This window comes from Sinorhizobium chiapasense (genome assembly GCF_045277575.1).
Taxonomy (GTDB): Bacteria; Pseudomonadota; Alphaproteobacteria; order Rhizobiales; family Rhizobiaceae; genus Ensifer; species Ensifer chiapasense_A.
This window is the reverse complement of the sequence record NZ_CP144205.1, coordinates 1,900,599-1,923,523: the sequence shown is the minus strand read 5'-3', so window position 1 is coordinate 1,923,523 and position 22,925 is coordinate 1,900,599. Positions and strand designations below refer to the sequence as shown.

Genomic DNA, 22,925 nt, shown 5'->3' with positions numbered 1-22,925 from the left:
GCGCATTAATGGCGGACCGACAAAAATTCCGCAGGATGCTGGGGATTGGCCGTCGCATCGGCCCAACGACATGCCGCAGCATAGTCGGCGACACCCGGCAATGGAAGAAGGAGCACATCAAGGAAATCTTCAAGATGCTCCATCCGAACAAGCAGAAGATCGTCAGCGATCTCGTCGGCTACTACAGGGCTTCCCGGCTTTGAGGTCATGGAGAACCTGGTCTTGTGGGTTGACCGTCTGAGAGGAGGATCGGGATGCCTATCTATCCTTCAAGTGGGATTTCGACGGCGTTCGGGAGTTCAATGAAAAGGTTACCAAGCCACGAAAGAAGCCGGGCCGCCCCGTCCTCGTGCCTCGACGGCCGGGCGAGGAACGCCGAACAAGTCGACGCTATTCCAATCCGAATGCCCTGGTGCCGAGAATTCTGCCCAGATTTCCGGCCGCACGTCCGTCGGTCGCGCTTGCCGCTGAATAATCCGACACCATCAGCACCTTGGCGACATTTCTTGGGAATTAGTCGCATCTGCCACCAAATCGCTCATTTAACCTGTTGCTACGGCGATGTGGCTTGGATTTGAGATGCCCGGTGCATCTTGGCCTCATGCAGATTCCAGATCGTCAGAAGCAATGTCGTCACGGCGAAGAAGGCCAGCGCTGCCAGATGGATTTTACCGATGCGGCGCGCGAAATAGGATTTGGCTTTGGCCTCGACAGCCAGCCCCGCAACTCGACGCTCTCTGTCGTCTTCCAAGAGATATCGAGCTCTGCGTCCAACAGAACGATCCTGCGCGCTGGACCGATCATCGTCCTTTGGCCCTGCACTCAACCCCTGACGCACGCCGCTAAAGAGCAGGATCGCCAGCAACACCCAAAACACCAAGAAGGACAGGCCAGAAAGCTGCCCGCTGGGGGTAGTCATATCCATTGAAGTCTCCAGGCTTTGGAGCAACGATCGCCTCTGCCATCAAAAAAGCAACTGAAGCAGAATTTCAACCTCAGGACGCAGAATCCTGTTGGGCGACACGGTCGTTCACCACGCCGGTGGCCGTTGCGACCATAATTCCGGATTGTTCAGTATCCTCAAGGGTTATTGGAGATCGTGACTCCCTTCCCCGAATCGTGACATTCCCTGTCAGCCCGCCACCGACCGACCTAAATCCCTCTTTTCAGACCATTGGCGAGGGGAGGGTTCTCTTATCCTTCTACAAGATGTTGTAGTCCCCTGAGCGAAGGGGATAAGCAGTTTTGAACGGACAAAGGATGTTCTAGTAGTACAAAACTGGCTCTTGGTACCCGGTGAAAGGCCCGAGGCGAGCGGTCGCTAATCGACCTGATACTGAACAGTGATATGCTGGAACGGCGCCGTCTAAAGGCGACTGCCCCGACTTGAGCAGCGGAGAGCATCAGGGATGCAAGAAATGGTCGGACCAAACGGCGTTCTTACGAGTGTGTTCGGAATTAGTGTCTTTGTACCGGCGTCGCTCTTCATTATCCTGATCGGGTATATTGTATTGAAAGACCTGCCTCTTATGGACAAGCAGGGGCGGTATCTCAGTTATTTCTTCACCCACAGAAAACGAGAGGCAAAGGTTCTGGCCACAACATGGGTGATTGCTTTCTGCTTCTTCGTTACAACATGGTTTCTATCAACGCTTTAGCAGCCTTGGGGCCCATACCGGGTCGAGAGCGGCACCTCGTTTCCGACACCAAGTGGCGGGGTTTCACCGGCGCCGAGGCTCGGCCGCGCAGCGGCGGGTAAGCAGCTCGGCTTCCCCCTCCGTCGACTAAGGCGCGTCGCGATCTTTCAGATTCGCTCGTTGCGCTTTAAGCCTTTGATATTTCGCATGTCGTTACCGCAAAACCGCTTTAGATCTTCACCAGCATCGCCGTCGTGTACATGAAGGCGAGGCCGGCGGTCAGGCCTGACATGACCGGCACGGTCAGCAGTCCCGTCAGGCGTCCTTCATGGGTTCGGGTCATCGCTGCGGCCACCTCGACGATCACCTGCAGGATTGCGCCGGCGCCGATCGCGAGTGCGAGCGCCGACCAATGCGGGGCGTAGGAGAGGCTGCCCAGCCACATGCCGAGGACGGCGGGTCCGCCCGCGAGCAAGGCCAGCGCACCGAACCGCCAGAGCGGCGGTCTTGCCTTCAGGATCGGCGCGGCGATGGCAATGCCTTCGGTGATGTTGTGGAGGGTGAAGCCCATCACGAGGAAGGTTCCGAGGCCGGCTGCGCCGGCGGCGAAGGCGGCGCCGATGGCGAGGCCTTCGCCAAGATTGTGCAGCCCGATGCCGAGGGCGATGTAGGTGGCGAGCGCGAGCCCGCTCGGCCGTCCCTCCCGCCGCGCGATGGCCATCAGCAGCAGGAACGCCGCGGCGGCGGCGAGGAAAACCATGGCCGAGCCCTGGAAGATGGCGGCGGACTGCCCGGCAAACTCGAGCGCCTCCTCGATCGTATCGATGAACAGGAAGCCGAGCAGGCCGACCGTCATCGCCAGCAGGAAGCTCATCATGGCCGCTCCGGCCCCGCGAAGCGCCGGATAGAACATCAGGCCGATCACGATCGGGACGATGCCGACAAAGGCACCGAGCAGGGCCTGCGATGTCAGGGTATCGGAGGACGCGACCGGCGTCGGCACGGCGACGGGGACTTCATGCTCGAAGGTTGCCCCGGTATTGGTGACCAGCGTCACCTTATGCGCCTCCCCAAGCACCCAGGGGAACGGGACCGAAACCCAGGCGGAGCTGCCGCGTGCGATCGGCCCGGCCGGGGTCTGCTCGAACTGCCAGTAGGCGGCGTCCACCTGAACCTGCGCAATGGTCATCGCCTCGGAACCGCCGCCGCGGACGAGAAGGCGCAAGCCGTCATAATCGAGGATCGTGCGTTCGACCGTCAGGTTCTCGACCGGCGGTGCGCCGTTGTTGAAGCTGGCGAGCGGGTTGGCGACCATGAGCCACCAGAAAGCGGCGATCAGGACCGCGAGCGGGGCCAGCAGCCACAAGAGGTTCCGTCGCCTTGGCCCGGTTTCGACGGCCTGATTGCCTTCGATCGTCACACGTTCGTTCATGACAGTGCCTCGACGACATCGAACATGCCCATCCAGCCGAGTTCGGTGAACTCCGACTGGTGTGCGTGAAACATGTAGAGACCGGGTTCATGGTTCTGGTCGGCGTAGCTGAATTCGAGAATGCCGCGTTGCGCCTGGCATTGCGTAATGAGATCGACCGTCTTCAGCGTCGGCGTCAGCGACGTTCCGGTATCGAAGTAATTGAAGAAGTTTCCATGCAGGTGGAAGGAGTTGATCGGGTCGAACTCGGTCACGTTCATCAGATAGATGCGGACCGGCCGGTGGCGCACGATCTTGATCGGCTGCTTGGCGAAGCAATGGGCGATGGTGTTGCAGGCGTAGAACTCGTTCTCGCCATCGAAATTGGTATCGAAAGCATTCATCACCATCGCCAATTCCTGCCATTCGGCGTTTTCGGGCGTGCCGAGCAGACGCGAACGCGCGACGTCCAAGAACTCGGGATGGCGGTTAGGGTCGGGGTCGACCACGAACATGCCGTACATGCCCTTGTGCATGTGCCTGGCGAGCGGCAGCGCGTGACAGTGATAGAGGTGGCAGCCGAACGGCTTGGCATCGAATTCGTAGACGAATTCCTCGCCGGGCTGGATCACGCCCGCGCCCGGAACACCATCCATGCGCGCCGCGTGGATGCCGTGGAAGTGCATCGAATGCGGATGGGAGCCGTAGTTCTTGAAGACGATCCGCAGCCGGTCTCCCTCCGTGGCCCGAAGCGCCGGGCCGGGGACACGACCGTTGAAGGTCCAGGCGGGAAACATCACGCCCGGCGCGATCTCGATTTCCTTCTCCTCGGCCCTCAGCTCGAAGCTGCGCAGTCGGCGGCCGTCCGGCAGCGTCGATACCTCGCCCGTGTACCAATCGGTCAGCATCGCGGTCGGATCGAAGCCGTTGCGGGCAGTGTCGACGTCACCGACCGTGATCATCGCCCCGTGGGAAACCGCATGATTGGGCGCGGCCCGTGTCGGTGTTCCAACGCCGGGGGAACCGCCGTGGTTGCCATGGCCGCCATGACCGGCAGGCATCGGCTGCTGGCCGAGGGTCTCGCGGGCCGTCACGGCCGCCCCCGCCGTGGCGGCAAGGCCAGCGCCGAGAAATCCCCGTCGACTGAGAAGGGATGGCAACCAACGCGCCATGATCGCCTCCTTATATAGCAATTTCGATCAATAGAAGCACAATGACAAGAATATAGCAATGGCTATATTGCCGATTGTCACCCCGCGCGCCCGATGCCTGCTGCATGTCTTCCTCCTTAGATCGGCCGCGATTTTAAAAGACGCGCGGCGCTTTAGCGGCGTGAAAAACTGTAGTCCGTTGCAATATGGTATAGCTGAGGCTAAGATTTTTCCTGTGAAGTGCATCAAGGAAATCGCATGTCCATCAAGCCGACACCAGAGACCTTCCAGGGCGTCCTCGTTGACGCGGATACGCAGATCGAGAGCTTTCGCCAGACGCGCAACAGCCGACGGACCGAACTCGTCGAAGACTATGTGGAGCTGATCGCCGACCTGATCGCCGACGGCGGCGAAGCGCGCCAGGTCGACATCGCCCACAGACTCGGTGTCGCGCAACCGACCGTCGCCAAGATGCTCAAGCGTCTTGCCGCCGAGGGGTTCATCCAGCAAAAGCCCTATCGCGGGGTTTTCCTGACGGCCCAAGGCAATGAACTTGCCGAGCGCAGCCGCGAACGGCATCACATCGTCGAAAGCTTCCTCTGCGCGCTCGGCATCAGCCCGGAGACGGCGCGCATCGATGCGGAGGGCATCGAGCACTATGTGAGCGCCGAGACCCTCGAGGCATTCAAGATGCACCTCGCCAAGCTCAGCTAGAGATACCGGAGCTGCGCCTGCTTGCCCGCAGGCGCATAACAGCGCCGCGTGTTCTGTCAGACGCACGAAGGTCGCCGCAGCACCGTGACGTGTTTTTGGACTGCCGGGACTGGTTCCGTCGCTCAGACTCGATCGAGGAACGCGAGCACCCGTTCAGTCAGCAGCTTGGCGGCCTCCGCGTCGTAGGAGGGCAGCGAGCTGTCGGCGAAATAATGCTGGTCGCCCGGATAGAGGAACAGCGCGGCGTCCTCGGCCTTCTCGACGAGTTCCCGAGCGGCGTCGATATCGCCTTCGCCGACGAAGATCGGGTCGTTGTCCATGCCGTGGATCTGTACGGGCACGCGTTGCGGCCAGGGGCCGAAGGACCACTGGCCGCTGATCGGAATGCAGGAGTAGAAGAGCAGGGCACCACGGGCGCCGGGTCGGGTCTGCGCGAGCTTCTGCGCCGGCAGGACGCCGAAGGAGAAGCCGGCATAGACGAGACCTTGGGGAAGCGGCTCGGCGAGGCGCACGCCGCGCTCGCGCATCTCGTCGAAGCCGACCTCGCCGATATAGGCGAGGCCTTCCTCGATGCTCTCGAAGATGCGCCCCTCGAAGAGATCGGGCAGGTGCACCTTATGCCCGGCGGCCCGGAGTTCGTCGGCGAAAGCGTGCATGCCCGGGGTCAGACCCTGGGCGTGGTGGAAGAGCAGGACCTCGGCCATCGACGGTATCTCCTCTTCAAAATTGATCTGGCGTTTCAATTTGATGTCGCCGCCTGGAGGTTCAAGCGGCGTTGCGATCGATTGAGAAAATTTTCCTGTCGCAGCGATAGCACATTTCCTTGACGTCTTGTTGCCATCTTCCACCGCTTCCTTGCGAATCCGCATTGGCCACGATTCTGAAGGAAAGATGTCATGACAGGGAAGCTGCGTATTGCCGTGTTGTTTGGCGGCCGCTCGGCGGAGCACGAGGTTTCGCTGATGTCGGCGCGCAACGTCGTCGCCGCGCTCGACCGCAGCCGCTACGAGATCGTGCCGATCGGTATCGCCAAGGACGGGCGCTGGCTGCTCGTCGAGCTTGAAAACGGCGCGCTGCCGCCGGCCATTCCGGCGGTGGGAACGCAAGTTGCGCTGATCCCGGGCGGCAAGGGGCGGGCGGTGACCATCGCCGCCGACGGGACACAAGGGCTGCTGCCGGCCGTCGACCTGATCTTTCCTGTCCTGCACGGGCCGTTTGGCGAGGACGGGACGGTGCAGGGCTATGCCGAAACGGCCGATGTCGCCTATGTCGGCTGCGGCGTTGCCGCCTCGGCGGTGGCGATGGACAAGGCGCTCGCCAAGCGGCTGCTTGCAGCCGAGGGGCTGTCGGTCGCCCGCGCCATCGCCCTTCACCAGGGGGATGGCTATTCCGGCGAAACCATCCTGGAAACGCTGGGACTGCCGGTCTTCGTCAAGCCGGCACGGCAGGGTTCATCCGTCGGCGTCAGCCGTGTCGACAGCCTCGAGGGGCTTCAAGCCGCGCTGGACGAGGCGTTTCGCCACGACGACAAGGTGCTGATCGAAGAGTTCGTGCAGGCCCGGGAGATCGAATGCTCGGTGCTGGAAGACGCCAAGGGCGGGCTCACCGTGTCGCGGCCGGGCGAGATCATCCCGGCCGAAAGCCACGGCTTCTACAGCTACGACGCCAAATATGTCGATGCGGGCGGCGCGATCGTGAAGGCGCCGGCGGATCTGGCCGAAGAGGTGAGCGTGCAGGCGCAGGAGATGGCGGCGCGGGCCTTCCGGGCACTTGCCTGCGCCGGCATGGCGCGGGTGGATTTCTTCCTGCGGCCGGACGGAAGCCTTGTGATCAACGAGATCAACACCATTCCCGGCTTCACCAATATAAGCATGTATGCCAAGGCGCTTGCGGCAGACGGCATCTCCTACGGTGCGGCGGTGGAAACGCTGATCGCGCATGCGCTGGCGCTGCGCGGGACGCAAGCGCAGCGGCCGTGAGGCGCCCGCAACCACGCCTGCCGGTTGAGTTTTCATATTAGATTTGCCGCATTCATTGTGGGTTCACGTCATTCCGCGAAACTGGCGCCTGTTTCCAAATGGACAGGTGATGAAATGAAGAAGATTGCCATCGTCGTAATGGCGGCGGTTACGGCTCTTTCGGGCATCACGCCGGCGAACGCCGTGCCGGCTGTCGCCATCGAGCGGGTGCAGAAGAGCGATGTCGACCTGGTGCGTGACAGACATGGTAACGGCCACGGCTGGGGCCATGGCGGATATCGTCCGCGCTGGCATGGTCGGTACGGGTCCTATCGCCCGGGCTACCGGCCGGGCTGGCATGGCGGCTACCGCTATGGCTACTACAACGGCTACCGCGGCTACCGCTACGAGCGCTACGGCTATCGACGCCACTATGACGGCTGGTGGTATCCGCTGGCGGCCTTCGGCGCAGGAGTCGTGATCGGCGGCGCCATTGCCGCTCCGCCGCGCCGGTACGAGCCGGGCATGAGCCAGCGTCATGTCGACTGGTGTTACGCGCGCTACCGCTCCTACCGCGCCTACGACAATAGCTATCAGCCCTATGGCGGCCCGCGCCAGCAGTGCTACTCGCCCTATTGATCGAGGCGACGTATTCAGAAAAAGGGGCCCGCCGGTCGTCGTGACCGGCGGGCCTTTTTGTTGGGGCTTGCAAGCCGGCTAAAACGCTCGTTGCGTTTTACGCTTGATGCTTCGAATGCCGTGATCGCAAGACCGTTACGAACTTTGCGCTACGGGCCTTAAAGCGCGTCGCGATCTTTCAGATTCGCTCTTTGCGCTTTAAGTCTTTGATATTTCGCATGTCGTTATCGCAAAACCGCTACGCACTTTTGCGCCACATGCTTTAGCGGCTGCTTTTCGGAAGTTCCTCGTCGAAGCGGGTCTTTTCGCGCGCCGGGTCGTCCTCGATGATCTTCTCCTCGCTGTCTCCGGGCAAGGCGTCATCCGGCTTCACATTGGCCTCGTCGCGGCTCGGAACGGGCGGCACCCGGCCCTGATCGACCGGCGGCGGGTCATCGCCTTCCGGCAGCTGGTCGGCCGGCACGGGCGGAACCTTGCCGGGGCGCGCGCTGCTCGGCCCGGCCGGCCCAGGCCCGTCTTCCGGTGTCTGCCTGAGATCCCGTGATTTCGGGTGCGGCTTGCTCATCCTCGCATCTCCTCGGTTGATCCTCGTTCAAGGAGTAAGGCTAAGGGGGCGGGAAAGGTTCCGATTTCAGGGGAGTGGCGCGCTCCGTTTGCCTCGGGCATCGGGACATGCTGTAGCGCAGGGACTGCGCGTGCCGCGGCTGTGAGGCGGGGACGGGTCTGAAGCACGTCGGAATCTTCCGGATTCGCGCCTTGCCCTTCACGTTATTGATTTCGCATGTCGTTGTCGCAAAGCGGCTACGAACTTTTGCGCGACAGGCGTTAGAATTTCAACCGCGCGTCGTCGTGCTCGGGAGGTCGGTGGGCGTCCTTGCGGCGCATTCCGTAGGCAAGCGCGAGCCCCAGGATGGCGGAACCGACGACGATGGCGGCGAGTGCGAAGAAATTCTCCATGGCATTTTCCTCCCGAGGGGAAGCTTAACACAGAATGCGCGCAAACAAATGGCGCGGCACCGAGATTGCGCGTCATGGTTACTCAACGCGTATCGGCGCCGGAGGTTCAATCAACAGGCGACGAGGCGAGACGCGACATGCTTAAAGCGCGTCGCGATCTTTCAGATTCGCTCCTTCGCGCTTTAAGTTCTTGATATTTCGCATTAAGTTCTTGATATTTCGCATGTCGTTATCGCAAAATCGCGGCGCATTTTTGCGCGACATGCTTAGTAGCCGGAGCTTCCGCCGCCCTGGCTCATGCCCTGGGCGCCGCCTTGCATGCCCTGGCTTCCCTGGCTTGGGGCGGGGGCGGTGTTGCGACTGGCCTGGTCGGTGGTGCAGCCGGCGAGCGCGACAAGCGCCGCGAAAATCACAACAATCAGGTATCGTGGGGTCATGGAACCCTCCCGTCGTCGTGGGGGCGACCCTTGGCCGTCTCACCATCGAACCGGACACGACGTCGTGCGCCGATCGCCACTATATCACCAAATCGATGACGCGTGCCGGGGGGAGGCGGATGGGGCGAGCGCTGCCGCCGAAACGAAGCCGGCCAAGAAAAACGAACATAACGAGAACAAATTTTGTCCGAAGGGCTTGCCAAGCGTCAGGATGCGGGCTAAGGATATTACAGGCTGGCCGTTTCGTCATTGAAGCGGCCTTTTTGATTCCGGGCTTCAGCCGAGCGGCGCTCGCGATAACGGCGCAACCCGGTCATCGCCGATCGTTACTTTGCAGGCCTATGTGGAAGACGGGCTGGCGCTCGTCACGCTTCCTGCTTGACAATCTTGCCGGAAACGATGCGGACAGGTTCGGGGCGCGGGCGCCCGATGCTGCGAAGCCAGCGCGAGGCCTCTTTCGGGTCACGCTCGACGCCGAGCCCCCTTTGATAGATGGTGACGAGACGGGCTTGCGCGGCGGGATGACCCTGGCGGGCGGCCTGCCGGTTCCAGTGAAGCGAGGCGGCGTAGTGTTCCTCGCTGCCGTCGTTGAAGTAGATTTCGGCGAGTTTTGCCTGGGCGTCGACATTGCCGGAGGTCGCCAGTTCAAGCAACCTGGGCGAGATATTCGCTGCGGAGGGCCGCGGGCTGAAAATGGTCTTCAACTTACTGAACGCGTTGCGGATCATCTGACACCTGTTGCATCCATCGCATGGTTCCCGCGGCGGGACTTCCAGACTGACAAACTATTCAAAAATTGAACTACTTCGGCTCTTTCCCGGCTGCCGCCTGACCGGTATCGGCACCCATCACGCATTTCCGCCGGCAAGGCTCGAGGCAGGGCGATCTGGCGCGACGTATTGATGACTTAATACAACCTGAAGTCAAGTTTGCCGGCGTGACTTTCGGCGTGACACCAGCAATTTTTTGTGAGCTGCCGTCACGCCTGGCGCACCCTTTCGCGGCGGGTGCGGCTGGCGCTTGCCGATTGCCAAGTGCCAAGCCAAGTGGCCGGCTGCTGCAGGCGCCAAGGCAGGGTCGCTGGCCGGCGGTCGGGCCGCGTGCCATCTCTGTCAATGCCGTGCCGGCAACGGGTGCCTTGGTCCAGCGGAGCAAATCCCATGACAAGCAAACCGGCCAAGGACCCGAAGACCGGGCGCTTTTTGCCGCGTGCCGATCGCGCGGGCGCGATCCCCCGGTCGCGCGCCCGCAAGGCGGTGCGCACCAGGCTCGGCGAACTCTTTCTCGAAGACATGCTTTCGGCCTGGGAAGCCCGAGGGGCGGCGGCGATCCATGCGCTGATCGAGAAGAACCCGCATGATTTCCTCAAGGCCGTGGCGGCGCTGATGCCGAAGGACTTGACCATCAATCCAAACCAGATCGGCGAGATGACGGATGAGCAACTTCTCGAGCGGATCCGCAAGCTCGACCAGACCATCGGCCCTTTCCTTGCTGCTCAGGGAGCGGATGGAACTGGCGATGGAGATCGGGCGGCGGCAGAACACGAATAGGCTGCGCTACTACCGGCCCTATGCGAAGCAGACAGAATTCCACGCGGCCGGTGCCCGCTTTCGCGAGCGGCTGTTCATGGCCGGCAACCAGCTCGGCAAGACGCTGGCCGGTGCCGCGGAAGCGGCGATGCATCTGACAGGCGACTATCCCGAATGGTGGGCGGGCCGACGGTTCGAGCGACCGATCACGATGATCGGCGGCTCGGAATCGCACGAGCTGACACGCGATGGCGTGCAGCGGCTGCTCGTCGGCCCGCCGATGAGCGAGGAGGACTGGGGCACCGGCTATCTGCCGAAGGCGGCACTTTCCGGCTGGACGCGGCGTTCCAGCGCTTCCGGCGCGCTCGACAGCGTGACGGTGCGCCACGTTTCGGGCGGCACCTCGACGCTGCTTTTGAAAGCCTATGAACAGGGCCGGGCAAAATGGCAGGCGAACACGGTGGACTATGTCTGGTTCGACGAGGAGCCGCCGGAAGACGTCTATTTCGAGGGCATCACCCGCACCAATGCGACTGGTGGTTCCGTCGCCGTGACCTTCACGCCGCTGAAGGGCATGAGCGCGGTCGTCGGCCGCTATCTGCTGGAGCCTTCCGAGGACCGGACCGTGGTGACCATGACGATCGACGATGCCGAGCACTATACGCCCGAGGAGCGCGCGAAGATCATCGCCAGCTATCCGGCGCACGAGAAGGAAGCGCGCACCAAGGGTGTGCCGACGCTGGGCTCGGGCCGGATCTTCCCGGTGACGGAGGAGCAGATCCGCGTCGAGCCCTTTGAGATACCGCGGCATTGGGTGCAGATCGGCGGGCTCGACTTTGGCTGGGACCATCCCTTTGCTGCTGCGCTCTGTGCCTGGGACCGGGACGCCGATATCTTCTACGTGACCCGCTGTTACCGCGAGCGCGAGGCGACGCCGATCATTCATGCGGCGGCGTTAAAACCCTGGGGTGCCTGGCTGCCCTGGGCCTGGCCGCATGACGGGCTGCAGCACGACAAGGGCTCGGGCGAGCAGCTGGCCGCGCAATATCGCGGGCAGGGGCTGGCGATACTGCCGGAGCGCGCGACCTTCGACGACGGCAGCAACGGCGTCGAGGCTGGGATATCCGACATGCTGCAGCGGATGCAGACCGGGCGCTTCAAGGTGTTATCCACCTGCGGCGAATGGTTCGAGGAATTCCGGCTCTACCACCGCAAGGACGGCCGGATCGTCAAGGAACGCGATGACGTGATTTCGGCCAGCCGCTATGCGCTTATGATGAAACGCTTTGCCCGAGTGAAGGCGAATGACGCCTGGGCTTTTACTGATCGGAAGGTTCTCTAATCAGCCCTTCCAGGGCTTTGTTCCGACAAGTGTCTCGCTCCGGCGCACCAGGGCCGATGACCGATAGCGCCAGAGCCCGGCGCCGGTCGCGCAACACAGTGCACATCAATACAACGGTAGGAGAAATCAATGGTCACGAGCGTGGTTACTACGTCCGGAAACACGACATGCATGGATTTCAGCACGAACCAATGGCACGGCTATGTGGGCGGAAGCACGCCCTATGGCCTCTGGGTGGATGGTCCTTTGCACCCGTGGCGCGATGCCAACGGGACGCCGACGTTCATTACCGGTCATTCCGAAGGGTACCGCTACAACGTCGTCTACGACTGGCATGATGGCAGAACCTGGACCAACTGGAACGCGGGCAGGCATTGGAACTCCCCTCGCGACACAGTTGAAGGGCACTATGCCAACCGGCATTGGATCATGTCCCCATACGCCCGCGGCTCGCTGGTGGTTGGCCTGACGCACCACGAATTCTACCAATCGTCCACGACAATCGGTGGGGTGCCAGGCTTCAATTCCCATGCCTACGGGTTCAATACACGCTGGGTCAATGCAATCGGCTATGTGCGCTCGGCCAATGACGGCCAGGCCTGGACTGTCCCGAATCCCGGGGATTTCGGTCAAAATCATCACAATGTTCGCTGCGTGCTGATCCCGGAGCCGTGGTCCTATCAGTCCATCAACACCGCCTACGGGTTCCTGCATCCTTCGAACATCGTGAAGGAAGGCAATTACTACTATGCCTTCGTGGAGGTTCGTAACCTGCCGGGGAATACGACGCTGCTCGACAACGGCTTCGCGATCATCCGCACGTCCAACCTCGACGCTTCGGTCGGCTGGCAATTCTATAACAATGCCAACCAGTGGGAGATGGTGAACCACCAATACTATCAGGGCAACATTGCCCCGCAGCAGCCGAAGATCTTCTTCAAGGTGGCGGGCTACAACCCTTACACCATGTATGACCAGAACGGCCGCATGGCGCAAAGCATCCGCTATCATGTGCCCACGCAGAAATGGGTTCTGTTCGGCTATACCGGACTGCAGGCGAATGGTTTTTGCTACTGCGTGTCGGATAGCTTGGCCAACCCGCAATTTGAGGCGAACGGCCGCCGAATGGTCAGCCTCGCTGGCGGTGGCGCCATGAACGAATATCACAGCAATCACTACATCAGCGTGTTCGATCCGAATTCCCAGGATCAGAACTATCAGACGATCCTCGGCAACAGCGCGGTCGTCATCACAGCCGATGAAGGCGTGCGGTACAAGATCGGCACGATCCAGATCAGCTGATTTCACAAGCAAAAACAACGCGACGACGTTCTTCGGCCAGCCGCTACGCGCTGATGATGAAACGCTTTGCCCGGGTGAAGGCTGATACCCCGCCTGGGCCTTTACCGATCGGAAGGTTCTTTGATGGCAGCGATGACGAAAACGGAACTGACGGACCTGGTGAGCCAGCTCGTCAGGGATTGCGAGGACTATCGCGACCAGCTCTCGGCGGCGCGTGTTCGGGCGATGGAATATTACGATGGGGTGATGGCCGACGTGCCGGCGGAGGCGAACCGCTCCAAGGTGGTTTCGCGCGACGTGCGCGCGGCGGTGAAGAAGGTGCTGCCTTCGCTGATCCGCACCGTGCTCGGCAATGACAAGGTGGTGGAGTACCAGCCGGTCAACCAGGGCGACGAGGCGGGGGCCGAGCAGGCGACCGACTATATCAACTACGTCGTCTTTCCCGAAAGCGACGGCTATGACGCGGTGCAGGACGCCGCGCACGACGCGCTGAAGCTCGGCAACGGCGTGATCCGCTGGTGGTACGAGAAGAAGAAAAGCGTCGAAGTCTCGACCCATAGCGGGCTCGACGAGGCGGCGCTGGTGCAGCTCATTGCCGACGACACGGTGGAGGTGCTGGAACAGGCGCAATCGGTCGAGCGGATCGAGCTGCCAACCGGACCGGTGGAGCAGCCGGTCTTCACCGTGAAGATCCGCCGGACGGCCGAGCGTGGGGCGACCCGACTTGCGGCGGTGCCGCTCGAAGAATTCCTCGTTCATCCCGACGCGATCTCGATCGACGAGAGCCCGATTGCCGGGATCAAGCGGCGGATGCGTCGTTCGGACCTGATCGCCATGGGCTATGACCGCGATCTGGTCGAAGGCTTTGCCATTGCCGGCAATGCCGACGGCGAGGACGAGGAATTTGCCCGCAGGCGCGGCATCTTCGGCGACGGCGCGGAGACCGCGACGGCGCTGCAGGAGGTGGACTATTACGAGCTCTATGTGAAGGTGGACGCCGACGACGACGGTATTGCGGAGCTGCGCCGGCTGGTCTTTGCCGGCGGTACCGGGGCCGACAATCTGCTCGAAGATGCGGAATGGGACGAGGTGCCCTTTGCCGACCTCATCACCGAGCGGCGGCCGCACCAGCGCGAGGGCAATGCGATCACCGACGACATGGCGGAGATCCAGCGGGTGAAGACCGTGCTTCTGCGCCAGACGCTCGACAATCTCTACTGGCAGAACAACCAGCAGCCGATTGTGCAGGAAGGGGTGATCCAGAACCCGGAATCGGTGTTGAACCCGAAATTCGGCCAGCCGATCCGCGTCGGCCAGGGCGTCGATGTGCGCGGCGCCATCGGCTATACGGCGGTGCCGTTCGTGGCGCGGGAATCCTTCTCCATGCTCGGCTATCTCGACCAGGAGGCGACCGACCGGACCGGCATTTCCGACGCTTCGAGCGGGCTGGCACCGGATGCGCTGCAGAACATGACGGCGAAGGCGACGGCACTCGTCGAGCAGGCGGGCATCGGCCAGACGGAGCTGATGGTGCGCACCTTCGCGCAAGGGCTTCGCCGCGTATTCAAGGGCCTGCTTGGTCTTGTCATCAAGCACCAGGACCGGCCGCGCGTAGTGCGTCTGCGCGGGCAATGGGTGAGCTTCGACCCGCGCCACTGGAACGCCGGCATGGACGCGACCGTCAACACCGGGCTTGGCGCGGGAACGCGCGAGCGCGACATGCTGATGATCCAGATGATCCAGCAATTGCAGGAAAAGCTGCTGACGACGCTCGGGCCCGATAATCCTTATGTCTCGCCCGACAACCTCTACAACGGCATTGCCAAGACGGTGGAGGCGGCGGGGCTGAAATCGCCGGACCTCTATTTCACCAAGCCGACGCCTGAGGATATCCAGCGGCGGATGCAGGCGGCTGAGCAGCAGCAACAACCGGACGCGGCGATGCAGCGCCTGCAGATGGAGGCGCAGCTTGCAGCCGAGAAGGCGCGCATGGAGAGCGAGACCGCACGGCGCAAGCTGGAGATGGAGCGCGAGCTGAAGCTTGCCGAGATCCAGCAGAACGGGGCACTCAAGCGCTACCAGATCGACGCCGAACTGAACCTCAAACGCGAGCAGAACCTGGCCGAAATGGCCGGCGGCACGGCACCGACTGCGGCGCATATCGGGGGACTGCCGGGATGAGACCGAGATTGTATTGTAGGCTAATTGTGCGAGAAATTATGGCTTGGGAGCATGCTGTGACTTAGTTGCTCTCAACCGCACACGATAATTATTTGAAGCGCGCGGCTCTCAATACAGAGTTGTACTCTTGGATGTGACCGTCAACACCGGGCTCGGTGCCGGCACGCGCGAGCGCGACATGCTGATGATCCAGATGATCCAGCAGTTGCAGGAAAAGCTGCTGCTGCCTGTTTCCTTAAATCGTATCCGATTTAAGGACAAAAACATGCAGCCATCCAAACTGCTACAGCGACCTTTGCGCGTCTTTTAAGACGCGCGGCGCTGTAGGCCACAATATCTTGTCTTTCTGATCGCTTACAGTTCGCTTAAGCCTGTTGTCGGAAAACTGGACGCCGGAAGGAAGCTGGTGTCGGCGAGCGCTTAACTTCTGGCCGGTCGTATTGATTTGGCATCGGTGCGATTGGCGGCACCCTCCAGGACCTGCTAAGAGCGGGGAAACTCGCAGCGGAGGGGCGTGAATGTTTCTGATCGACCGTGAACTTGAGGCACTCACCGCCTTTCGGCGCGACCTGCACCGGCGGCCGGAGGTGTCGGGCGAGGAACGGGAGACGGCGGATACGATCCTCAAGGCTCTGGCCGAGACGAAGCCGGATGCGGTGATGACAGGCCTTGGCGGGCACGGGGTGGCGGCGATCTATGAGGGCGGAGAGCCGGGGCCGACGGTGATGGTGCGGGCCGAGCTCGACGGACTGCCGATCGAGGAGATTTCGGAGATTTCCCACCGTTCGGAGATCAAAGGCAAGGGGCATCTCTGCGGCCATGACGGGCATATGACGATCCTGATGGCGCTGGCCAAAGGGCTTGGACGCGAGCGACCGGCGCGGGGCCGCGCGATCCTGATGTTCCAGCCGGCCGAGGAAAACGGCGCGGGTGCCGCGGCCGTGCTTGCCGACCCGAAATTTGCGGAGATCAGGCCGGATCTGGTCTTCTCGCTGCATAATTTTCCAGGCCTCGGTTTCGGCCATGTCGCCCTTCGTACTGGTCCGGTCAATTGCGCCTCGCGCGGCATGCGGATTTCGCTGTCCGGCAAGACGGCGCATGCCTCGACGCCGGAGGACGGCATTGCGCCGACCTTCGCGATGGCCGCGCTGCTTTCCGGGCTGACGGCGCTCGGGAACAATGGGCCGCTCGACGAGACCTATACGCTTGTCACGGTGACGCATGCGCGGCTCGGCGAGGCGGCCTTCGGCATCAGCCCCGGCCATGCCGAGATCTGGGCGACGCTCCGGACTCTCACCGACGAGCGCATGGCCGATCTCGTGGCCCGCGCCGAGGCGCTGGTTGCCAGGGAGGCGGAGGCTGCCGGGCTGAAGGTGACGATCGGCTACGAGGACGTGTTCCACCAGTGCAGCAATACGGAAGTCGCGGTCACTGCGCTTGGGCGGGCCATGGACGAGGAGGGCGTCAGCCACGACAAGGGCGAGGGCGTGCTGCCGATGAAGGGATCCGAGGATTTCGGCCTTTTCGGGCGCGTGGCGCCAGCGGCGATGTTCTTCCTCGGCGCCGGCGAAAACCATGCGCGGTTGCACAATCCGGACTATGACTTCCCAGACGATCTGATCGGCATCGGCGCCAGGGTGTTCATGCGGGCGATCCGCAACGAACTGGGGTGAGGGCGGCGGGCGATCGCTTGCACGGCGGGTGTCGTGGCGGCGCTCGGTGACAGTGCGCAGTTCCGGAGGAGAGCCGTTTCACGTCGCGTCGGATATGCGCTGAGGAGGAGCAGGGGATGAGGCAGTCCAGCATTCGAGTCGCGCTTTGCCTGGTGATGGCCATCGCGGGGATGACCGCCGCTCACGCGGCGGATACTCCCGTTGCGAATGCCGCTCCCGAGCCGCGACAGACCGAGAATTCCAGTTTGCAGGACTTCATCAAGGCCAATCCGGATTGCCTGGAATTCACCGACCAGTGCTCGCATTGCGCGGTCGTCAACGGTGTTGCCGAATGCTCGACGGCGGAGATCGCCTGCATCAAGCGAGAGAACCAGTGCACCAGGCGGGCGGGGAAATAGGGCGGCGTTAAAGCCCACGAATGAAGGTGAGCGCCCCCTGCTGCTTCCGTTGCCAAGCTCTGAGTGCAAATCCCAATACGGCTCATCCCAAAAGCACCCCTAAAGCACCGATGTTAGCGCCATGTTCAGGATCGCCGGTTCTGGACACCTATAGAAGCCGGCCCAACAACCACCAATTTGCGCAACAGTGCGCGGCCTTCATCTGACGCACCTCGATGGGTCGTCGGAACGAGCGGTCGCGCGTGTGAGAAGGAGAATGACATGCCTCAGAAGAGATTACTGCGTGGAGTAAGGAATTTTCGAAACGAGCTGTTTCTGAGGATGCTGGACGATAAGGCCAATATGCCCGAAGCATATGCTGATAGGATCGCCCGAGAATACGGGAATGATTGGCACAGCGCATACGATACATACTGGCAGGATCCGGAGTTTTGGGAAAACGCCTATGAGAATGATCCTGTTCATAGCCGTGTTGGCCCCGAAACAGTTCCAGTAAAACGTACGTCGCGGCTGCCGGCAGTCCCTGCCAGCGATCCATCTGCTGGCGGTGGTTTCTGGGACGGCCTGTTCCCCGGCCGATCCTCGCTACGAGAGGCGCAGGGCCGATGGCGTGAGTAGTCCGAGGTGCCAATTGCTCTTCGCTAAAACCCGCGGGTGACGGCGAGGTAAGCCACCAGGCACAGAACCCAGAAAAGCGCGGCTGCGACCATGCTCATGTCGGAGTTCAGGAGCAGGCGTCCATCCTCCTGGCGCTTCAGGCCCAGCCAGTTGAAGCCGGTGCCGGAGGCATAGATATCCTCGACCTGCACCCGACCGAAGTTGAAAAGTGGAACGATCAAACGTGCTACGCGGTGCAGCAGAAAGCCGACGACGATGAGATCAAAAATCCCGAGGACGAACCCGGCGATGGTGTCCAAGGCAACTCCGACTTTCTTCATGCACCAATTCCCCTAACAGTGGAGCCAATGGCGGCGAGGCACAGCACCCAGAAGCAGATGGCTATGATCTTTGCCATGCCGGCGCTCATTATCAGACGGCCATCCGCCCCACGTTTCACGCCGAACCAGTTAAATCCAGACTGATTGTCGTAGAAATCTTCCACCACAAGTCTGCCGAAACTGAAAAGGCGCACAATTAGGCGCGCGGTTCCGTAGAGGAAAAACTCGGCAACCAGCCAACCGATGTTGTCCATCGCCAGCCAGAAAGCGCCATCGAGCGCGAAGCTTTCGAACCATCGTTTCTTGCCTTGCTTTTCCATCGCGAAGTCCTGTCGGAAAGATCCTTAAGGCCGCGCTGCGCTGCCCGGTCAGGTGGCATTTCAGCTCCGGCTTCGCATACAGGTAGCGCGGAACAAAAGCAGAATCAATCCCGCACACGATCGGCACGCACCGCGAGCCGCCGACCAATTCAGATTGGCCGGCATTGCATGCGGGAGCGCAAGCAGTTCCTGGCCGGCAACAGCCATTTTGAAAGGGACAATCCATGGATGATTTCATTTCCTACGAGGATCCCTTTAGAAACCACCCGCGGTTGCCAAAGAACTGGCAAGATATACCCTGGAACAATCCAACGCGGGAGCAGCCCATTTCACTGAGGACAGCGCTCGATAAATGGAAGGAGTGAGCCGCAGCTACGGCTATTTGAGGTTTTCGAACGCGATGTAGAGTGTGCCGAGTTCCAGGCGGCCGGAGTTGGCCCTGTAGTAGAGCACTTCGGCGTGCGGTCGAACGCTTCCGACGGAGGTCTCGTCGGTTCCATTCGCGAAGAAGCAACAGGGATTGTCGCCATCCCAGGATGCAACACGTAAGCGGTAGCTTTTGTACCCCATGAAGAAGTCCACGCCAACCTCGTAATCGCCGACCGTGAGGGTGCAGATGCTGTCGTAGCCGCACCAGCTCGTCGCGTGATCGAAGGTCTTGTCGGCCTTGAGCAGGAAGGCCTTGACGAGCACACGCGGCTTTCCTGACTGGCCGATCGCCGAGGCCGGCGAAGCCGCGGCGGCGAGAAGCAGGGCGGACAATATCAAGCTCGATAATCTTCTCACGGGTTCCTCATTCGATAGACGAGCGGGTATCGGTGACTGACGCCAAACGGCCGGCAGGCAAAATCTCATTGGTAATCGCGATGGCGACCCAGAGTAGCAAATCGCCCCGTTTCGCACATCGGTAGCGCGGAACAAAAGCAGAATCAAGGCGACGTTCGACGCAGAATTTCGGTCGAAAACGACTGCTCTCCAAACGAGGCCAACAGCATGAAACCAGAGGAACGGGCGGCGGCTGCGCGCGCCATTCTCGATGTGCCCTATTTCAACGAGGTGATGAACGAGCTGGAATGGGCGGCGATCAATGGCTGCATTCATGCCGGCCTCACCGACGATCAGGGCCGGGCGGCCTATGCGGCCGAAGCCCGCGCTATCAGAAACTTCCGCGCCAGGCTCAAGTTCCTCACGGAGCAAGCCAAGGCTGACGGCAAGGGCGCACCCGCCTGACGGGCAAGCGCTTTCATGAGGCTGTGTCAGGCAGGTGCCTGTTCGGCCCAATGCATTGAAATATCCTTTAAAAAAAGGTCACGCCATGACGAACGATAGTGCCAACCCGCCTTTTGGCGGGAGCAAAACCGTTGACCCCGCGACCGGGCTTGACGATGCCGATCTCGATTTCTGGGAACCCGAAGACGAGGCCAACCCGGAGCCGGGAGGGGCAAGCGAGTACGGACGGGATGAGACCCGTGGCGAGGGCCACGACGACCCCGAACACCCCGACGACGAGCCGGCCGAGCCTGACGAGGATGCGGCGGCCAACGAAGCCGAGGATTTTCTGGTTGTTCTCAAGGGCGGCGAGGAAGTGCCGTTTTCCGAGCTGAAGCTCGGCTATATGCGCGACCGCGACTACCGCCACAAGACGCAGGACATCGCCAATCGCGGGCGGGCGCTGGAAGGCATGGCAAGCCGCGTGGCGCAATCGGCCAACGCCTTTGCCCATCTCATCGCCAGCGAGATCCCGCCCGAGCCGCCCGAACACATGGCCGCACTCGACCCGGACGGCTATCGCCGGCAATGGGCGCTGCACCAGGCGGGGCTCGAGAGGATCGACGAGATCCTTTCGATTGCCGAGGCGCCGGCAATGGTGATGGGCGCGCTTTCGCAAGCCGCGAGTGACGAGCAACTCGAGGCGGAAAACTTGAAGCTGATCGAAGCCTTTCCCGAAACGGCCGATGCGGAGGGGCGGCTTTCCTTCTTTGCCGGTGCCTTCGACGTGGCCGAGGCGCTCGGCTTTTCCGAAGCCGAAGTGCGCGAGGTCACCGACCACCGCCTGTTCAAGCTTGCGCATTATGCCCGCCTCGGCCTTGCCGCCGAGCAGGCGAAGAAGCGGGCAATGAGCAAGCTTGCCCGAGCGCCGGCGCCGGTGGTGAGGCCAAGGCCGGCCGGCAAGGCAGAGCAGGCGCCGGGACGGAGCCGGGAGGCGATGCAGCGGCTCGCGAAGAGCGGCTCGATCCGCGACGCGATGGGCGTCGATTTCGACTGAGCGGTTCTGGAGGGCTGTTCATCACAAACAGAGTCCGGAAGCCAATGTAACTCATTGTTTTAACTGGGCTCTGCCTGGAAGTCGCCCTTTCCGAAAACCTCCGACCAAGACTGATCTCGCAGTGCGCGCGCTTTTTTGGGCGCGGGCGGTGCGGCCTTCTCAAACAATCAAGGACACTATCATGGCTGTCGTAGCAAACACCTTCACGACCTCGCAGGCCGTGGGCAACCGCGAGGAGCTTTCCGACGTCGTTTCCCGCATCACGCCCGAGGATACGCCGATCTATTCGCTGATCGAAAAGGGCAAGTGCAACACGCACCACCCGGAGTGGGAGACCGACGAACTGGCCGCCCCCGGCGAAAACATCCGCCAGGAGGGCGACGAATACACCTTCGGCACGATCATCGCGCCGACCAGGCTCGGCAACTACACCCAGATTCTGCGCAAGGACTGGATCATCTCCGCCACCCAGGAAGTGGTGGCGGAAGCCGGCAACGTGCAGAAGCGGAAATACCAGAAGCTGAAGAAGGGCGTGGAGATCCGCAAGGACCTGGAATATGCGATCACCGACACCAATGCTTCGGTCTCGGGCGCCACGCGCGAGCTCGGCTCGCTGCCGACCTGGCTCACCACCAACGTCTCGCGCGGAGCAGGCGGCGCCAATGGCGGCTTCAACCCGACCACCGGCCTGACGGTGGCGCCGACCGACGGCGCCCAGCGCCCCTTCACCAAGGCGATCCTCGACCAGGTGATGCAGACGGGCTACCAGAACGGCGCCAATTTCCGCCACGTCTCGGTTTCGCCCTACGTCAAATCGGTCTTCGTCACCTTCATGTCCGACGCCAATGTGGCGCCGTTCCGCTATGCCGTCTCGCAGGGCGGCGAACGCAACACGATCGTGGCGACCGCCGACTATTACGAAGGCCCGTTCGGCACCGTGATGATCCACCCGAACCGGGTGCAGGCGGGCAATGCGAAGCTCGCGCGCAACGCCTTCTTCCTCGACACCGACATGCTCTCCTTCCTGTGGCTGCGCCAGATCCAGGAGGACAAGGCGGTGGCCAAGACCGGCGACGCCGACAAGGGCGTGATCATCGGCGAGGGCACGCTGAAGGTGCACAACGAAAAGGGTCTGGGCGTTGCGGCCGACTTGTTCGGGTTGAGTGCGGCGAGCTGATTTTTCGCAGCGAGCAACCGCATCATCATCCTTGCTTGCGGGCGAGGGTGATGATCGCCGTTTAAGACGCAGCTGACACTACACGTAATCTCACAGGCTGGAAGAAGGAACGGTACGTTGGATCAAAGGAACAGCGGTAAAAAAATCAAGCTTCACTTCGATGGCAAGCGGCTGAATGCCACCGAAAACGGTCGCTATTCCGGCGGCTGGGACGGGGTGAGTGGCGCAGAATACTATCAGCGACCGTCTGACCAGCATCTGCCTGACAGGGGCCCGATACCGGAAAGCGTCTATTCCGTCGGCGAGCTCCAATATCCGCCGCGGGGAGGCTGGGACCGGTTCTGGGGGCACCTCAATCGCGGAAAATGGCCGAAACTCGAGAGGGCCTGGGGAAATTCGCGGGCCTTTCTGCAGCACAAAGCTGGCGACAATCCGGCTTTCGACCATCGCGGCGGGAACGATTTTTCAATTCACGGCGGCTCGGTTCCCGGCTCGGCTGGTTGCGTTGACCTCACGGATCAGATGGACCGTTTCGCTGATTTCTATAAGAAAACCGGAGAGTCGGCTGACCTGATTGTTTCCTATCCGGAATACCAGAACGATATATACCCTGACCCTGCTTCGGATGGTGGCGCCAGTCCCGGTTCTCAGTCGGGAATACGACGACCGGGTCAGGATGGGCCGAGGTCAGGACGCCGACAGCAGGATGGCCGCTGGAATCCGGACCCTACCTCGCAGAACCGGCGGCCGTTTGGCGGCATTTCGCTCAGGGACGCCCTGAGATTCCTGGAGTGATGGTGGAAACGATGCCTCAATCATTGAGAAATGAGCTTTTGTTGCTCTAGCCCACCATTGCATTTGTTCTCTTTGTGTTCTATTTGTGCGATGGTTGATT

General features: G+C 61.6%; 28 protein-coding genes. 17 read left to right on the top strand and 11 right to left on the bottom strand.

The features are described 5' to 3' along the window. Nucleotides 1–35: 35 nt before the first annotated feature. Nucleotides 36–203, top strand: a complete 168-nt coding sequence (locus QM996_RS09345; protein ID WP_500270187.1) for a hypothetical protein — start codon at nucleotides 36–38, stop codon at nucleotides 201–203. Nucleotides 204–553: 350 nt separating this feature from the next. Here QM996_RS09345 and QM996_RS09340 read toward each other — a convergent pair whose 3' ends face one another. Next, nucleotides 554–925, bottom strand: coding sequence for a hypothetical protein (locus tag QM996_RS09340; RefSeq protein WP_500270186.1), 372 nt, complete (start codon nucleotides 923–925; stop codon nucleotides 554–556). 484 nt (nucleotides 926–1,409) lie between these two features. Here QM996_RS09340 and QM996_RS09335 point away from each other — a divergent pair, with 484 nt between their 5' ends. Next, complete coding sequence (locus tag QM996_RS09335; RefSeq protein ID WP_500270185.1) at nucleotides 1,410–1,658, top strand: hypothetical protein; 249 nt, start codon at nucleotides 1,410–1,412, stop codon at nucleotides 1,656–1,658. A gap of 208 nt (nucleotides 1,659–1,866) precedes the next feature. Here QM996_RS09335 and QM996_RS09330 read toward each other — a convergent pair whose 3' ends face one another. Continuing rightward, on the bottom strand, nucleotides 1,867–3,069 hold the full coding sequence (locus QM996_RS09330; RefSeq protein WP_500270184.1) for a ZIP family metal transporter: 1,203 nt from the start codon (nucleotides 3,067–3,069) through the stop codon (nucleotides 1,867–1,869). Continuing rightward, nucleotides 3,066–4,220: a cupredoxin domain-containing protein gene (locus QM996_RS09325; RefSeq protein ID WP_500270183.1), complete on the bottom strand. Its 1,155-nt coding sequence runs from the start codon at nucleotides 4,218–4,220 to the stop codon at nucleotides 3,066–3,068. The genes QM996_RS09330 and QM996_RS09325 overlap by 4 nt, the downstream gene beginning before the upstream one ends. Nucleotides 4,221–4,457: 237 nt before the next feature. Between QM996_RS09325 and mntR the strand changes: the two genes are divergently transcribed. Next, the gene (mntR, locus tag QM996_RS09320) at nucleotides 4,458–4,913 is read left to right on the top strand and encodes a manganese-binding transcriptional regulator MntR (protein ID WP_500270182.1); all 456 of its coding nucleotides are present in this window, start codon (nucleotides 4,458–4,460) and stop codon (nucleotides 4,911–4,913) included. 122 nt (nucleotides 4,914–5,035) lie between these two features. Here mntR and QM996_RS09315 read toward each other — a convergent pair whose 3' ends face one another. Next, nucleotides 5,036–5,617: a dienelactone hydrolase family protein gene (locus QM996_RS09315; RefSeq protein ID WP_500270181.1), complete on the bottom strand. Its 582-nt coding sequence runs from the start codon at nucleotides 5,615–5,617 to the stop codon at nucleotides 5,036–5,038. A 192-nt stretch (nucleotides 5,618–5,809) separates the two neighbouring features. Here QM996_RS09315 and QM996_RS09310 point away from each other — a divergent pair, with 192 nt between their 5' ends. Together QM996_RS09310 and QM996_RS09305 are read left to right on the top strand one after the other, a co-directional pair. Beyond that, nucleotides 5,810–6,892 carry a D-alanine--D-alanine ligase family protein gene (locus QM996_RS09310; RefSeq protein ID WP_500270180.1) on the top strand — a complete coding sequence of 361 codons (1,083 nt, stop codon included), beginning with the start codon at nucleotides 5,810–5,812 and terminating at the stop codon, nucleotides 6,890–6,892. Nucleotides 6,893–7,006: 114 nt separating this feature from the next. After that, the gene (locus tag QM996_RS09305) at nucleotides 7,007–7,510 is read left to right on the top strand and encodes a BA14K family protein (RefSeq protein WP_500270179.1); all 504 of its coding nucleotides are present in this window, start codon (nucleotides 7,007–7,009) and stop codon (nucleotides 7,508–7,510) included. 262 nt (nucleotides 7,511–7,772) lie between these two features. Here QM996_RS09305 and QM996_RS09300 read toward each other — a convergent pair whose 3' ends face one another. The 4 genes from QM996_RS09300 to QM996_RS09285 form a co-directional block, all read right to left on the bottom strand. Continuing rightward, nucleotides 7,773–8,075: a hypothetical protein gene (locus QM996_RS09300; RefSeq protein WP_500270178.1), complete on the bottom strand. Its 303-nt coding sequence runs from the start codon at nucleotides 8,073–8,075 to the stop codon at nucleotides 7,773–7,775. 260 nt (nucleotides 8,076–8,335) lie between these two features. After that, nucleotides 8,336–8,467: a hypothetical protein gene (locus QM996_RS09295; protein ID WP_280137725.1), complete on the bottom strand. Its 132-nt coding sequence runs from the start codon at nucleotides 8,465–8,467 to the stop codon at nucleotides 8,336–8,338. Nucleotides 8,468–8,733: 266 nt separating this feature from the next. Continuing rightward, complete coding sequence (locus QM996_RS09290) at nucleotides 8,734–8,904, bottom strand: hypothetical protein (RefSeq protein WP_500270177.1); 171 nt, start codon at nucleotides 8,902–8,904, stop codon at nucleotides 8,734–8,736. Between the two features lie 365 nt (nucleotides 8,905–9,269). Then, nucleotides 9,270–9,632 (bottom strand): tetratricopeptide repeat protein, encoded by a 363-nt coding sequence (locus tag QM996_RS09285; protein WP_500270176.1) that lies wholly within the window; start codon nucleotides 9,630–9,632, stop codon nucleotides 9,270–9,272. 432 nt (nucleotides 9,633–10,064) lie between these two features. Here QM996_RS09285 and QM996_RS09280 point away from each other — a divergent pair, with 432 nt between their 5' ends. The 8 genes from QM996_RS09280 to QM996_RS09245 all read left to right on the top strand — a co-directional run bounded on the left by QM996_RS09280 (nucleotide 10,065) and on the right by QM996_RS09245 (nucleotide 17,947). Further along, nucleotides 10,065–10,454, top strand: a complete 390-nt coding sequence (locus tag QM996_RS09280; RefSeq protein ID WP_500270175.1) for a hypothetical protein — start codon at nucleotides 10,065–10,067, stop codon at nucleotides 10,452–10,454. Beyond that, nucleotides 10,411–11,775: a terminase large subunit domain-containing protein gene (locus QM996_RS09275; protein ID WP_500270174.1), complete on the top strand. Its 1,365-nt coding sequence runs from the start codon at nucleotides 10,411–10,413 to the stop codon at nucleotides 11,773–11,775. The genes QM996_RS09280 and QM996_RS09275 overlap by 44 nt, the downstream gene beginning before the upstream one ends. A gap of 171 nt (nucleotides 11,776–11,946) precedes the next feature. Beyond that, complete coding sequence (locus QM996_RS09270) at nucleotides 11,947–13,077, top strand: hypothetical protein (protein WP_500270173.1); 1,131 nt, start codon at nucleotides 11,947–11,949, stop codon at nucleotides 13,075–13,077. A 123-nt stretch (nucleotides 13,078–13,200) separates the two neighbouring features. Further along, nucleotides 13,201–15,258 carry a portal protein gene (locus QM996_RS09265; protein WP_500270172.1) on the top strand — a complete coding sequence of 686 codons (2,058 nt, stop codon included), beginning with the start codon at nucleotides 13,201–13,203 and terminating at the stop codon, nucleotides 15,256–15,258. A 127-nt stretch (nucleotides 15,259–15,385) separates the two neighbouring features. Then, the gene (locus tag QM996_RS09260; protein ID WP_500270379.1) at nucleotides 15,386–15,568 is read left to right on the top strand and encodes a hypothetical protein; all 183 of its coding nucleotides are present in this window, start codon (nucleotides 15,386–15,388) and stop codon (nucleotides 15,566–15,568) included. 208 nt (nucleotides 15,569–15,776) lie between these two features. After that, nucleotides 15,777–16,931 carry a zinc-binding metallopeptidase family protein gene (locus QM996_RS09255; RefSeq protein WP_500270171.1) on the top strand — a complete coding sequence of 385 codons (1,155 nt, stop codon included), beginning with the start codon at nucleotides 15,777–15,779 and terminating at the stop codon, nucleotides 16,929–16,931. Nucleotides 16,932–17,047: 116 nt separating this feature from the next. Next, nucleotides 17,048–17,329, top strand: a complete 282-nt coding sequence (locus QM996_RS09250; protein WP_500270170.1) for a hypothetical protein — start codon at nucleotides 17,048–17,050, stop codon at nucleotides 17,327–17,329. 261 nt (nucleotides 17,330–17,590) lie between these two features. Continuing rightward, the gene (locus QM996_RS09245) at nucleotides 17,591–17,947 is read left to right on the top strand and encodes a hypothetical protein (RefSeq protein ID WP_500270169.1); all 357 of its coding nucleotides are present in this window, start codon (nucleotides 17,591–17,593) and stop codon (nucleotides 17,945–17,947) included. Nucleotides 17,948–17,970: 23 nt separating this feature from the next. Here the strand turns inward: QM996_RS09245 and QM996_RS09240 are convergent, their stop codons facing one another. From QM996_RS09240 to QM996_RS09230, 3 genes are all read right to left on the bottom strand, one after another. Next, the gene (locus tag QM996_RS09240; RefSeq protein ID WP_500270168.1) at nucleotides 17,971–18,267 is read right to left on the bottom strand and encodes a hypothetical protein; all 297 of its coding nucleotides are present in this window, start codon (nucleotides 18,265–18,267) and stop codon (nucleotides 17,971–17,973) included. Next, nucleotides 18,264–18,587 carry a hypothetical protein gene (locus tag QM996_RS09235; protein WP_500270167.1) on the bottom strand — a complete coding sequence of 108 codons (324 nt, stop codon included), beginning with the start codon at nucleotides 18,585–18,587 and terminating at the stop codon, nucleotides 18,264–18,266. The genes QM996_RS09240 and QM996_RS09235 overlap by 4 nt, the downstream gene beginning before the upstream one ends. Before the next feature lie 378 nt (nucleotides 18,588–18,965). Beyond that, nucleotides 18,966–19,355, bottom strand: coding sequence for a hypothetical protein (locus QM996_RS09230; RefSeq protein ID WP_500270166.1), 390 nt, complete (start codon nucleotides 19,353–19,355; stop codon nucleotides 18,966–18,968). Between the two features lie 225 nt (nucleotides 19,356–19,580). On the opposite strand from QM996_RS09230, the gene QM996_RS09225 reads away from it, so the two are divergent. From QM996_RS09225 to QM996_RS09210, 4 genes are all read left to right on the top strand, one after another. Beyond that, entirely contained in the window at nucleotides 19,581–19,817 is a 237-nt protein-coding gene (locus QM996_RS09225; protein WP_173516919.1) for a hypothetical protein, read from the top strand. 85 nt (nucleotides 19,818–19,902) lie between these two features. After that, nucleotides 19,903–20,853, top strand: coding sequence for a hypothetical protein (locus tag QM996_RS09220; protein WP_500270165.1), 951 nt, complete (start codon nucleotides 19,903–19,905; stop codon nucleotides 20,851–20,853). Nucleotides 20,854–21,034: 181 nt separating this feature from the next. Further along, nucleotides 21,035–22,030 carry a DUF5309 domain-containing protein gene (locus tag QM996_RS09215; RefSeq protein WP_500270164.1) on the top strand — a complete coding sequence of 332 codons (996 nt, stop codon included), beginning with the start codon at nucleotides 21,035–21,037 and terminating at the stop codon, nucleotides 22,028–22,030. Nucleotides 22,031–22,147: 117 nt separating this feature from the next. Beyond that, a complete protein-coding gene (locus QM996_RS09210; protein WP_500270163.1) occupies nucleotides 22,148–22,825 on the top strand; it encodes a hypothetical protein in 678 nt (225 codons plus the stop codon). Nucleotides 22,826–22,925: the final 100 nt, after the last annotated feature.

Excerpts from the sequence above, each read along its gene's own strand:
- QM996_RS09345 (WP_500270187.1), top strand. The coding sequence starts at position 36 with ATGCTGGGGATTGGCCGTCGCATCGGCCCAACGACATGCCGCAGCATA.
- QM996_RS09340 (WP_500270186.1), bottom strand. The coding sequence starts at position 925 with ATGGATATGACTACCCCCAGCGGGCAGCTTTCTGGCCTGTCCTTCTTG.
- QM996_RS09335 (WP_500270185.1), top strand. The coding sequence starts at position 1,410 with ATGCAAGAAATGGTCGGACCAAACGGCGTTCTTACGAGTGTGTTCGGA.
- QM996_RS09330 (WP_500270184.1), bottom strand. The coding sequence starts at position 3,069 with ATGAACGAACGTGTGACGATCGAAGGCAATCAGGCCGTCGAAACCGGG.
- QM996_RS09325 (WP_500270183.1), bottom strand. The coding sequence starts at position 4,220 with ATGGCGCGTTGGTTGCCATCCCTTCTCAGTCGACGGGGATTTCTCGGC.
- mntR (WP_500270182.1), top strand. The coding sequence starts at position 4,458 with ATGTCCATCAAGCCGACACCAGAGACCTTCCAGGGCGTCCTCGTTGAC.
- QM996_RS09315 (WP_500270181.1), bottom strand. The coding sequence starts at position 5,617 with ATGGCCGAGGTCCTGCTCTTCCACCACGCCCAGGGTCTGACCCCGGGC.
- QM996_RS09310 (WP_500270180.1), top strand. The coding sequence starts at position 5,810 with ATGACAGGGAAGCTGCGTATTGCCGTGTTGTTTGGCGGCCGCTCGGCG.
- QM996_RS09305 (WP_500270179.1), top strand. The coding sequence starts at position 7,007 with ATGAAGAAGATTGCCATCGTCGTAATGGCGGCGGTTACGGCTCTTTCG.
- QM996_RS09300 (WP_500270178.1), bottom strand. The coding sequence starts at position 8,075 with ATGAGCAAGCCGCACCCGAAATCACGGGATCTCAGGCAGACACCGGAA.
- QM996_RS09295 (WP_280137725.1), bottom strand. The coding sequence starts at position 8,467 with ATGGAGAATTTCTTCGCACTCGCCGCCATCGTCGTCGGTTCCGCCATC.
- QM996_RS09290 (WP_500270177.1), bottom strand. The coding sequence starts at position 8,904 with ATGACCCCACGATACCTGATTGTTGTGATTTTCGCGGCGCTTGTCGCG.
- QM996_RS09285 (WP_500270176.1), bottom strand. The coding sequence starts at position 9,632 with ATGATCCGCAACGCGTTCAGTAAGTTGAAGACCATTTTCAGCCCGCGG.
- QM996_RS09280 (WP_500270175.1), top strand. The coding sequence starts at position 10,065 with ATGACAAGCAAACCGGCCAAGGACCCGAAGACCGGGCGCTTTTTGCCG.
- QM996_RS09275 (WP_500270174.1), top strand. The coding sequence starts at position 10,411 with ATGGAACTGGCGATGGAGATCGGGCGGCGGCAGAACACGAATAGGCTG.
- QM996_RS09270 (WP_500270173.1), top strand. The coding sequence starts at position 11,947 with ATGGATTTCAGCACGAACCAATGGCACGGCTATGTGGGCGGAAGCACG.
- QM996_RS09265 (WP_500270172.1), top strand. The coding sequence starts at position 13,201 with ATGGCAGCGATGACGAAAACGGAACTGACGGACCTGGTGAGCCAGCTC.
- QM996_RS09255 (WP_500270171.1), top strand. The coding sequence starts at position 15,777 with ATGTTTCTGATCGACCGTGAACTTGAGGCACTCACCGCCTTTCGGCGC.
- QM996_RS09250 (WP_500270170.1), top strand. The coding sequence starts at position 17,048 with ATGAGGCAGTCCAGCATTCGAGTCGCGCTTTGCCTGGTGATGGCCATC.
- QM996_RS09245 (WP_500270169.1), top strand. The coding sequence starts at position 17,591 with ATGCCTCAGAAGAGATTACTGCGTGGAGTAAGGAATTTTCGAAACGAG.
- QM996_RS09240 (WP_500270168.1), bottom strand. The coding sequence starts at position 18,267 with ATGAAGAAAGTCGGAGTTGCCTTGGACACCATCGCCGGGTTCGTCCTC.
- QM996_RS09235 (WP_500270167.1), bottom strand. The coding sequence starts at position 18,587 with ATGGAAAAGCAAGGCAAGAAACGATGGTTCGAAAGCTTCGCGCTCGAT.
- QM996_RS09225 (WP_173516919.1), top strand. The coding sequence starts at position 19,581 with ATGAAACCAGAGGAACGGGCGGCGGCTGCGCGCGCCATTCTCGATGTG.
- QM996_RS09220 (WP_500270165.1), top strand. The coding sequence starts at position 19,903 with ATGACGAACGATAGTGCCAACCCGCCTTTTGGCGGGAGCAAAACCGTT.
- QM996_RS09215 (WP_500270164.1), top strand. The coding sequence starts at position 21,035 with ATGGCTGTCGTAGCAAACACCTTCACGACCTCGCAGGCCGTGGGCAAC.